Source organism: Paenibacillus sp. oral taxon 786 str. D14 (assembly GCF_000159955.1).
GTDB lineage: Bacteria > Bacillota > Bacilli > Paenibacillales > Paenibacillaceae > Fontibacillus > Fontibacillus phoenicis.
Genome location: NZ_GG695972.1, coordinates 343,333 through 351,671, shown reverse-complemented (window position 1 = coordinate 351,671; position 8,339 = coordinate 343,333). Strand labels below are relative to the sequence as shown.

8 protein-coding genes and 1 pseudogene are annotated in these 8,339 nt (G+C 56.0%); 2 read left to right on the top strand and 7 right to left on the bottom strand.

Translation table 11 applies throughout. The features are described from left to right. Positions 1 to 197 precede the first annotated feature (197 nt). From POTG_RS06560 to POTG_RS06530, 7 genes are all read right to left on the bottom strand, one after another. Positions 198 to 1,481: an aspartate aminotransferase family protein gene (locus tag POTG_RS06560; RefSeq protein WP_036644459.1), complete on the bottom strand. Its 1,284-nt coding sequence runs from the start codon at positions 1,479 to 1,481 to the stop codon at positions 198 to 200. Between the two features lie 23 nt (positions 1,482 to 1,504). Beyond that, positions 1,505 to 3,595 (bottom strand): peptidase U32 family protein, encoded by a 2,091-nt coding sequence (locus POTG_RS06555; RefSeq protein WP_009224036.1) that lies wholly within the window; start codon positions 3,593 to 3,595, stop codon positions 1,505 to 1,507. A gap of 101 nt (positions 3,596 to 3,696) precedes the next feature. Continuing rightward, positions 3,697 to 4,497, bottom strand: coding sequence for an energy-coupling factor transporter transmembrane component T family protein (locus POTG_RS06550; protein ID WP_009224035.1), 801 nt, complete (start codon positions 4,495 to 4,497; stop codon positions 3,697 to 3,699). Beyond that, positions 4,487 to 5,452 (bottom strand): ATP-binding cassette domain-containing protein, encoded by a 966-nt coding sequence (locus tag POTG_RS06545; RefSeq protein WP_009224034.1) that lies wholly within the window; start codon positions 5,450 to 5,452, stop codon positions 4,487 to 4,489. The genes POTG_RS06550 and POTG_RS06545 overlap by 11 nt, the downstream gene beginning before the upstream one ends. Further along, entirely contained in the window at positions 5,452 to 6,273 is an 822-nt protein-coding gene (locus tag POTG_RS06540) for an ATP-binding cassette domain-containing protein (protein ID WP_009224033.1), read from the bottom strand. Before POTG_RS06540 ends, POTG_RS06545 begins: the two co-directional genes overlap by 1 nt. A gap of 45 nt (positions 6,274 to 6,318) precedes the next feature. Beyond that, on the bottom strand, positions 6,319 to 6,873 hold the full coding sequence (locus POTG_RS06535) for a Gx transporter family protein (protein ID WP_009224032.1): 555 nt from the start codon (positions 6,871 to 6,873) through the stop codon (positions 6,319 to 6,321). Further along, positions 6,860 to 7,246, bottom strand: a complete 387-nt coding sequence (locus POTG_RS06530) for a NusG domain II-containing protein (protein WP_009224031.1) — start codon at positions 7,244 to 7,246, stop codon at positions 6,860 to 6,862. The genes POTG_RS06535 and POTG_RS06530 overlap by 14 nt, the downstream gene beginning before the upstream one ends. A gap of 541 nt (positions 7,247 to 7,787) precedes the next feature. Here POTG_RS06530 and POTG_RS25320 point away from each other — a divergent pair. Beyond that, a pseudogene (locus POTG_RS25320) lies at positions 7,788 to 8,030 on the top strand (spore germination protein); the annotation flags it as partial. Positions 8,031 to 8,039: 9 nt separating this feature from the next. Next, entirely contained in the window at positions 8,040 to 8,330 is a 291-nt protein-coding gene (locus POTG_RS24655; RefSeq protein WP_232282236.1) for a hypothetical protein, read from the top strand. The last annotated feature ends 9 nt before the right edge of the window (positions 8,331 to 8,339 follow it).

Below are 8,339 nucleotides of genomic sequence, written 5' to 3'. Positions count from 1 at the left end.
GTTTTGACAGAAATTCCGGAAAATAAGGATACTTTTTACCGTTATTTTGATGGAAACAGGCCGATGGGCCGAAAATAAAGGTACTTTTTACCGTTAATGAGACGGGTCTACGTCTGGCGGGCGGGTGGTACGCCTGCTGCGCTGGTCCGCCGGGCGCGCATGTTCACGCCTAGCGGACCTTAGCCCAGCTGCACGGGTTACACCAGCTCCGCCAGCGAAGCCTCCAGCGCGTCCAGCATGCCGCGCACGTCGGCCTCGTCGATGACCAGCGGCGGCTGGAAGGCCAGAACGTTGCGGTTCACGCCGTTCTTGCCGATGATATAGCCACGGTCCAGCATCGCTTCCAGCACGTCGTCGGTGAGCTTCGCGCCGCGCGCGGGCTCCTCGGCGCATAGCTCCGCGCCGAGCATCAGCCCCGCACCGCGCACGTCGGAGACGTGCTGCGGAAACCGCGCGGCGAGGCGCGTTAAGCCGCCGCGCAGCAGCTTACCGAGGCGCTCGGCCCGCTCCGGCAGGCGATGCGCCTCGATGTAGTCCAGGACCGCGAGCGCGGTCACGGACGAGACGGGGTTGCCGCCGAACGTGGAGGCGGATGGCCGGTTCAGGCTGGCAGCGATCTCGTCCGTGGTGGCGAAGCCCGCCACCGGGATGCCGCTGCCAAGCGCCTTGGCCATCGTCAGGATGTCCGGCGTGACGCCGTAACGGTCCACGGCGAACATGCGGCCCGTCCGGCCGAATCCGGTCTGAATTTCATCGGCGATGAGCAGCACGCCGTGCTGCTCCAGCAGCCGCTTCACTTCAGCGAAATACCACTCCGCCGGCGCAACGATGCCGGCGTTCCCCTGGATCGGCTCGGCGATCATCGCCGCGATATCGCCGCCTTTCTCCGCCAGCGCTGCCTCCAGCGCGGCGATGGAGCGGCGTGCCGCCTCGTCGGCGCTAAGCCCGTACTCATACGGCCGGGGGATAAACGTGACATCCGTGTCATGCGCCAGCTGTGGATCCGTCCGCCACATCGCCAGCCCGGTCACGCTCATCGTCAAATACGTCCGGCCGTGCAAACCTTGCTCCAGCGCCAGGAAGCCCCGCCGCCCCGTATGCATGCGGGCAAGCAGCAAGGCGCCTTCATTCGCCTCCGAGCCGCTGTTCACGAAGAAGGTGCGGCGCAGGTTCCCCGGCAGCACGTCCGCCAGCCGCTCCGCCAAATCCACATTCGGCTGCGTCAAATAGATCGTGGACGTGTGCTGCAGCATCCGCAGCTGCTCGGCCGTCCGTTCGGCAATTTCCGGATTGCAGTGACCGCTGGCCACGACGGATACGCCGGCAAAAAAATCCGTATACCGCTTCCCGTCATGACCGTACAAATACTGCATCTCCCCCTTCACCAACTGCGGCGGATTTCGATAGAAATGGCTGGTGCAAGGATAAAAATATTGCTGCCGTTTCTTTAACACTTCGTCCGGTCCGATATATTTTGACATGTTCATTCGCTTCCTTTCCCCGATTAGGCTTGCACTCCTGCCGCCACTTCCGCCTGCGCTTCGGCGGCCTCCTCTTTGACGCCGTTGCCTTCGTTGTTCAGGGCCGACGCCTCTGCTCCTGCCATCTCTGCTCCTGTCGCCCCTGCGCCCGCAGCCCCGCTGGCACTCCCGCCGTCAAACTGCAACGCCCCCAGCGTATAGCCGGCATAAACGGGCTTCATCGCGGCAAACAACTCTCCGGCTGCCGCAGGGTTAGCCAGCGCCGCCTTATAGGTGCGCACGATCTCGGCCAGCTGCTCTGGACGGTAGGTCGCCCCTTCGATGCGGAAGACAGATAGACCCGCCGCCAGCAATTCCTTCACCGCGGGCAGCAAACAGATTTCTTTGGCCAACATCAGATGGTTGCGACCATGAACGTCCCGGTAAACCGGGTTTTCGCCTTTATCGGTTTTTAACACCAAAATGCTGTTATCCACGTAGTGATTGTCTTCCTCGCCGATGGCTTGGAACACTTCAGCGTTTTCGTACAAGTCATGCTCCATGTACATGATTGCCGGTGTACCGTGAACGATAGCCTCCAGCGGCCCTGGGGCATGTGCCAGTAGCGCTGCCAGGTCCTTCAGCGGCAGCTCCATGGATGCCGTAAGCCGGCTAACGCCACGCTCCCGATAAAACTCAGCTGCCAGCTGATTGTATACGTTCAGATTGAAATCCCCCACCAGCGGGTAACCCTTGTCGGCAAATTTTCGGATCGCCCCCAGATTCGTCACCATCAAGCCGTCGATCGGCAACCGTTCGCTCGACAGCAAGCCGTCATACATCTCAAAATGCAGCTCCGTCATCATCCGCGGCAGGCACAGAACTAGCTTGGCGTTCCCTTTTAATGCCGCCAGCTCTTTCACGTCCTCCTTCGTAAACGGACGATCCGGTTCAAATACGTCGCCGGAGAGATAAATATGGTCAGCTCCCGCTTCCAGCGCGGCTTTGGCTTGAGCCATGTTATTCACATGCACGGAGACGCCAGGAGCCGCGTGATTCTCCTGCACCGTACCCTTCTCTTTCCCCACCGCCGCCAGCGTCTCGCGAATCACGGCAACGCGTTTGTCGCTGAGCTCCCGCTCCTCCGTTGGCGTACTAAACACTTTGCCCGTGCTATAAAATTTCCCCGTTCCTTCGTAACGCCGGTTGATGTTGGACAATCCCGGACGGCCAAACGCATATCCCGTTGAAAAATCACGCTTGCGGTTATCGTAAAGCAGTTTCGTATCCCGGCTGCGTTCAAAGCCCACCGGATCGTTAATATAACGGTCGATCGCATCGCCATACGCCTTCACGAGCATTACCACGAACGCGGCATCCCGCATGCGGCCTTCGATTTTGAAGGAAGTGATGCCGCCGTGAATCAGCTCTGGGATATGTTCGTACATGAACATGTCTTTGACCGCCAGCGGGTATTCCGCCGGATAGATGTTGCCGTCTTTTTTCACACGATAATCCCAGCGGCATGGCTTCAGGCATTTCCCCCGGTTACTGCTCATCCCGAATACCGCAGAGCTGAAATAACAGTTCGCCCCGTGCACCGAGCACATATCCCCATGCACAAAGTACTCCAACTCCATGCCGGTCGCTTGTTGAAGATAGCGGGTCGTCATGAGATCCATTTCCCGCGAAGTGACGACACGAGTGACCCCGAGCTCCTGTAAAGCGCGAACCATCTCCACGTTATGCACGTTCATCATGACGGAGGAATGCACGTTTAGCTTCAGGTTCATCTCCCGGATCAGCGACAACACAGCGAAATCCTGCACAATGATGGCATCCGGTCCCGCCGATTCCAGGAAACGCAAATATGCCCGCGCCTCGTCCAACTCGCCTTCGTTCAGCAAATTGTTGACGGTGACGTACACTTTTTTGCCAAGCCCGTGTGCAATCTGGACTGCCTCCGTAATTTCCTCCAGGCTAAAATTAAATCCTTTGCGCATCAGGCGCATATTCAGGTTAGGTCCTCCGAAATAAACCGCATCACAATTCTCTACAATGACTTGTTTGAAAATTTCGAACGTCCCCGTAGGCGCAAGCAGCTCAACTTCTTTCCCATTAAAAAAACGTGCCACAGCCGTTTCCCCCTCACATGATTTAAATGTCCAACCTATCAACCTATCCCATCAAACTCTATCTACATGAATTTACTCGCGGAGAATTTTGCATTAGCGGTTCAAACCAACCGATAAACCACAACCGCTGCAGCCAGGACCACATAGGACAACACAAACCAAGTGTCCCGGCCTTTCCAGACCAGCAGGTGGTATTCCGAACGCGGTGCGCCAAGCGTGTAGCCCCGGGACTCCATGGACAACACAAGCTCTTCAGCCCGGCGGAAGGCGCTGACCGTAACCGGTACGAGAAGGGAGACCAGCATGCGCCCCTTCTCCTTCCACGGCAGCTCCTTCAGGTCCGCACCGCGCGACGCCTGTGCCTTGAGGATCTTGTGCGTTTCGTCCAAAATCGTGGGGATAAAGCGCAGCGCAATGCTCATCATCAGCGTCAGTTGCTCGGGCGAGACGCCAATCCGTTTCAGCGGTTTAAGCACACCGCTCAAACCTTGATTCAACACCCCCGGCGTCGTCGTAAACGTCAGGATGGCGGTGAATGACACCAACAACCCCATACGGGAGGCGGCGATGAATCCGCTGCTGACTCCGCCGCTGTATAGGGTCCAGGAGCCGATGCGCCAGATCGCCTCCCCCGACTCCACCGTCAAGCACTGAACAACGAAGATAAACACCATCAGTGCCCACAGCGGTTTGGCCGCCTTCAGGTAATATTTCAGCGGGATCTTGGTCGACAGCATATAGCCGATCGAAAACACCGCAGCCACGGCCAAGGCGGGCCAAGAGCCTACCGCCACGATCGCAACAAGATACAGCACCATCCCGGCCAGCTTGGCCCGAGGATCTACAGCGTGCACCCAAGAGCCGGTATCAATACTGCGCCCAAACAGCAGCTTATTCCGCATGCCCGCTGCCTCCTTCCCCGGAAGTGCCGGATAGAATCGGCGGCCGAGCCGGAACGGGCCGGTCCACGGACAGCAAGGTCGGGGCGGAACGCTCCCCAGCCTCATCCAACAACCAGGCCAACCGCTCGGCCAACGCCTCCGCCGTCAAGCACGGCGGCTCGCCTGTCAGGCCGTACATTTCCGCCGCTTTATTCCAGTAACGGATACATGCCGGGATAGCCAGCCCCTCGGCCTCCAGACGGGGTGCCTCGCTTACCAGCTCGGCCGTACTGCCTTGGAACGATTTCCGGCCATCTTTCATCACGATCCACTGCTCTGCGTACGGGAGGATTTCCTCCATCCGGTGCGTTACCACGATCACCGTCTTCCCCTCTTCACGGTGCAGCCGCGACAGCATTTCCGCCAATTCGGCACGGCTTTGCGGATCCAGCGTCGCTGTCGGCTCATCCAGCGCGATCACGTCCGGCTCCATCGCCAGCACCGAGGCGATCGCCACTTTGCGCATCTGCCCCCCGCTCAAGCGGAGCGGGTTGCGACTGAGGAACGAGTCATCAAGCCCAACTAGGGCCAGCGCACGTCTGGCTCTTGCCTTGGCTTCGTCTAAGGAGCAGCCGAAATTCAGCGGACCGAAGCAAAGATCCTTCTCCACCGTATCCTCGAATAGCTGCTGCTCCGGAAACTGGAAGACGAGTCCAACCCGCCTCCGCAGCTCGCGCAGCGGCGGCGCCTTACCGCCGGCTTCCATCGTCACATCCAGAACGTGCACCTTCCCGCCCGTCGGCTTCAAAATGCCGTTGAAATGCTGCATCAACGTTGATTTGCCCGAGCCGGAAGCCCCGGCAATCCCGGCAAACACGCCGTCCGCCAGGTAGAGGTCGACCTCCAGCAACGCATTGTGCCGCCATAGGCTGCTCTCGTCATAAGCGAAGCTGACTTGCTCGAACTGTATCGCCATCAAAGTTGCGCCTCCTCTTCGCCGTTCAATTCAAAGCCCGCAGGAAGCGTCACGCCCCGCCGCCTCAGCTCCTGTTGAAGCCGAATCCGATAGGGGGCGATTAACCGGCATTCCGCCAGCAGGGCTTCATCCCGAAACAGCTCGCCCGGCTCCAGGTCGGCGGCTACCGTTCCGCCTCCCAGTACGATCGCCCGGTCGGAGGCCATAATCTCATCGGCATCATGCGTAATCGAGACCATCGTGTAACGGCCACTCTGCTTCATGTCCCGCAGGATGGCAAGCAGCTCGCCGCGGGCTTTCTCGTCCAGCATCGAGGAAGCCTCGTCAAAGATCACGATGCCCGGCTCCATCGCCAAGATGGAAGCGACGGCCACCCGCTGTTTTTGTCCTCCCGACAACTCCGCGGGATGCTTGGACAGCAGATGGCCGATGTGCAGTTTATCCGCATATTCCCGCACGCGCTTCACCATGACCTCCCGCGGCAGATTATGCCCCTCCAAGCCAAAGGCGATATCCTCTTCAACCGTGGCGCCGATAAATTGATTGTCCGGATTTTGAAACACCATTCCGATGCGTGGACGCAACGAAGTCACCGTATTCCGATCCAACTTCGTTCCTTCCACATATATCGCTCCGCTGTTAGCGCCCAATAAACCGCCCAGCAGCTTTGCCAGCGTGGATTTGCCACAGCCGTTCGGCCCCACCAACGACACCCAGCTGCCCGAAGGGATGCTAAGCGTAACATCTTGAAGCACAGGATGCGCCGGGTGGTATGCGAAGGAAACCTCCCTCAGCTCATAAGCGAATCCGGTTTCTCCCATTTCTCTCTCCCCCTCAGATGTACGTCGTGCGAAGCCCCTCCCGGCTTAAGCCGTTTCCGCTAAAAAGCCTTCAAATAAAGACAGCTTCGACAGCGACGGAATCAAATATCTCACGGCAATTCCAACGGCGATCCCGGTCAGAACCCCCATGATGAGCAGCATCGGCAAATAATAGAAAATTTTCGTCGTATTAAAATACAAAGCAGCGGCCGTCAATTGCCCGATATTGTGGGCAATCCCCCCAACGATGCTAATCCCGATGACGCTTAGCCGTTTGCGCCCAACCAGCAGCAGGAACCACATCGCCGCAAAGCTGAACAACGCCCCCATAATACTGAACAGGAAGCTGGAAAAGGTCCCGAAAATAAACGCCGTGAGCAGCGTCTTTAACAGCACCATCATGAAGGCGTCCCGGGCTCGCAGAAAATAAAGGCAGGTCAGCACCATAATATTAGCCAGTCCGAGCTTCGCCCCAGGTACGCTCATGTTCACGGGAATGAGGGACTCCACCAAGCTGAGAACGACCGCCACCGCCGCGAAAATAGCTACGATCACCGTTCTTTTTAGCAGCAGGCTGGATGATTCATTAAAGGATTGCATCAACCTCGTCTCCCCCTTCTGAAGCTACCACTTCAACCATCAACTTATGTGGCAGGCATACGATCGTCCCACCGTTACGGTCAATAAATCCGAAGGTCAGGCACACTTTGTCCGGACAGTCGGCGTCGATCATCTCAATCCCGTAGTCATGCACCTTCAAAATGTTGTGGCCATACTCCGTTATAATGTCTACCGTCTGTTCTTCTCCGGTCAACTGCACCGTCTTAAACAGCTTCCCGTCCACTGTGATTCTCGCTACTCGATTCTCGTTTTTGTGATTGTTTTCACTTGAATCGCCAAACCATCTCGGAACCAAGAAGACCAAAGCGATCACGACGATGGTTCCGATCAACAGGATATCTCCGCGTTTCATGGCTAACTCCCTTATTTTTTGATTATATAAATCTTAGATGACCTCATTATACATGGTGCCTTCCCTACTCTAGTGTGACAAATATCTCAGCTTCTTCTGTTTTCCCCGGGTTTCACAAAATCATCACTTTAGAAAGGCTTTTAGATATATGCATTGCATTTTTTATTCATTCAAAGTATAATAAATAATTAGTTGTTATAACCACGTTGCAGTTCCTCACAAGATTATAACTCTCCTTATACCGTTCGGTATGAAATTCCTTATTTGAATGACCCAATCAAAGTAAGAATTTGGACGTTTTTCTGATTCACACTGGCGCGGTCATCGGAGCCGCAAGGACAAATGAGAGGTAGGGCTTTTGTTGTTTTAGAAATAGGCAGTTTGTTGTAGTCGGAGCAGGGACACAAGGCCGGTCTTCACGTGTACATGAAGGCTTGGATAACAATACGAAGCAGGCATTGGCGCGTATAGCCAGTGCCTGTTTTGCTTAGAATAAGGCTGTCTTTGCGAATCTGCAGTCTTAGCGAACAAACACCAGGAAATCTATAATTTACAACGGCTCTCCAAATCGCTTGGCTTCCAGCCTTGGTATGCCTTACCCAAATTCTACACGACCGAGCTGCCGGTTGAAGCTGCCCATGCGCTCAGACAAGGCCGTCTCCTTCTCTTTATGGACCGGTTACCGTTTTCCATCATTTTGCCAGCCCTGATCAGCAATATCTTCATGATGGAAAATGACCGGAATTACTCGCCCCCCTTCATGTATCTGATCCGAAACCAAAGGATGATTCGAGTGGATAAAAGTCTACAGGTCATGATCGTAAATATCCTGATTCACATCGGGATCATTTTCTTTATCTTCCCGACGAACATCAGGCATCGGGGCGACGTACATGCGCAGCCAGATCAATCCGAAGGTGTCGATCTTGCAAACACGGGGGAACTCCGGACCAAAATCCCGAGGGAGAAGCTCGCTCATTGGCGGTCGGAGTATTTTCCCCGTCTTAGAATGGACTTGGTGGTAAAAACAACGATCCAAAACGAAGGTAATCTCAAAACGGATCGCATCAATACCCTCAGATAAAGTTCACGA

Bases quoted from the DNA above. Each gene is read 5' to 3' on its own strand.
- POTG_RS06560 (WP_036644459.1), bottom strand. From the start codon at position 1,481: ATGTCAAAATATATCGGACCGGACGAAGTGTTAAAGAAACGGCAGCAA.
- POTG_RS06540 (WP_009224033.1), bottom strand. From the start codon at position 6,273: ATGGGAGAAACCGGATTCGCTTATGAGCTGAGGGAGGTTTCCTTCGCA.
- POTG_RS06545 (WP_009224034.1), bottom strand. From the start codon at position 5,452: ATGGCGATACAGTTCGAGCAAGTCAGCTTCGCTTATGACGAGAGCAGC.
- POTG_RS06550 (WP_009224035.1), bottom strand. From the start codon at position 4,497: ATGCGGAATAAGCTGCTGTTTGGGCGCAGTATTGATACCGGCTCTTGG.
- POTG_RS06535 (WP_009224032.1), bottom strand. From the start codon at position 6,873: ATGCAATCCTTTAATGAATCATCCAGCCTGCTGCTAAAAAGAACGGTG.
- POTG_RS06530 (WP_009224031.1), bottom strand. From the start codon at position 7,246: ATGAAACGCGGAGATATCCTGTTGATCGGAACCATCGTCGTGATCGCT.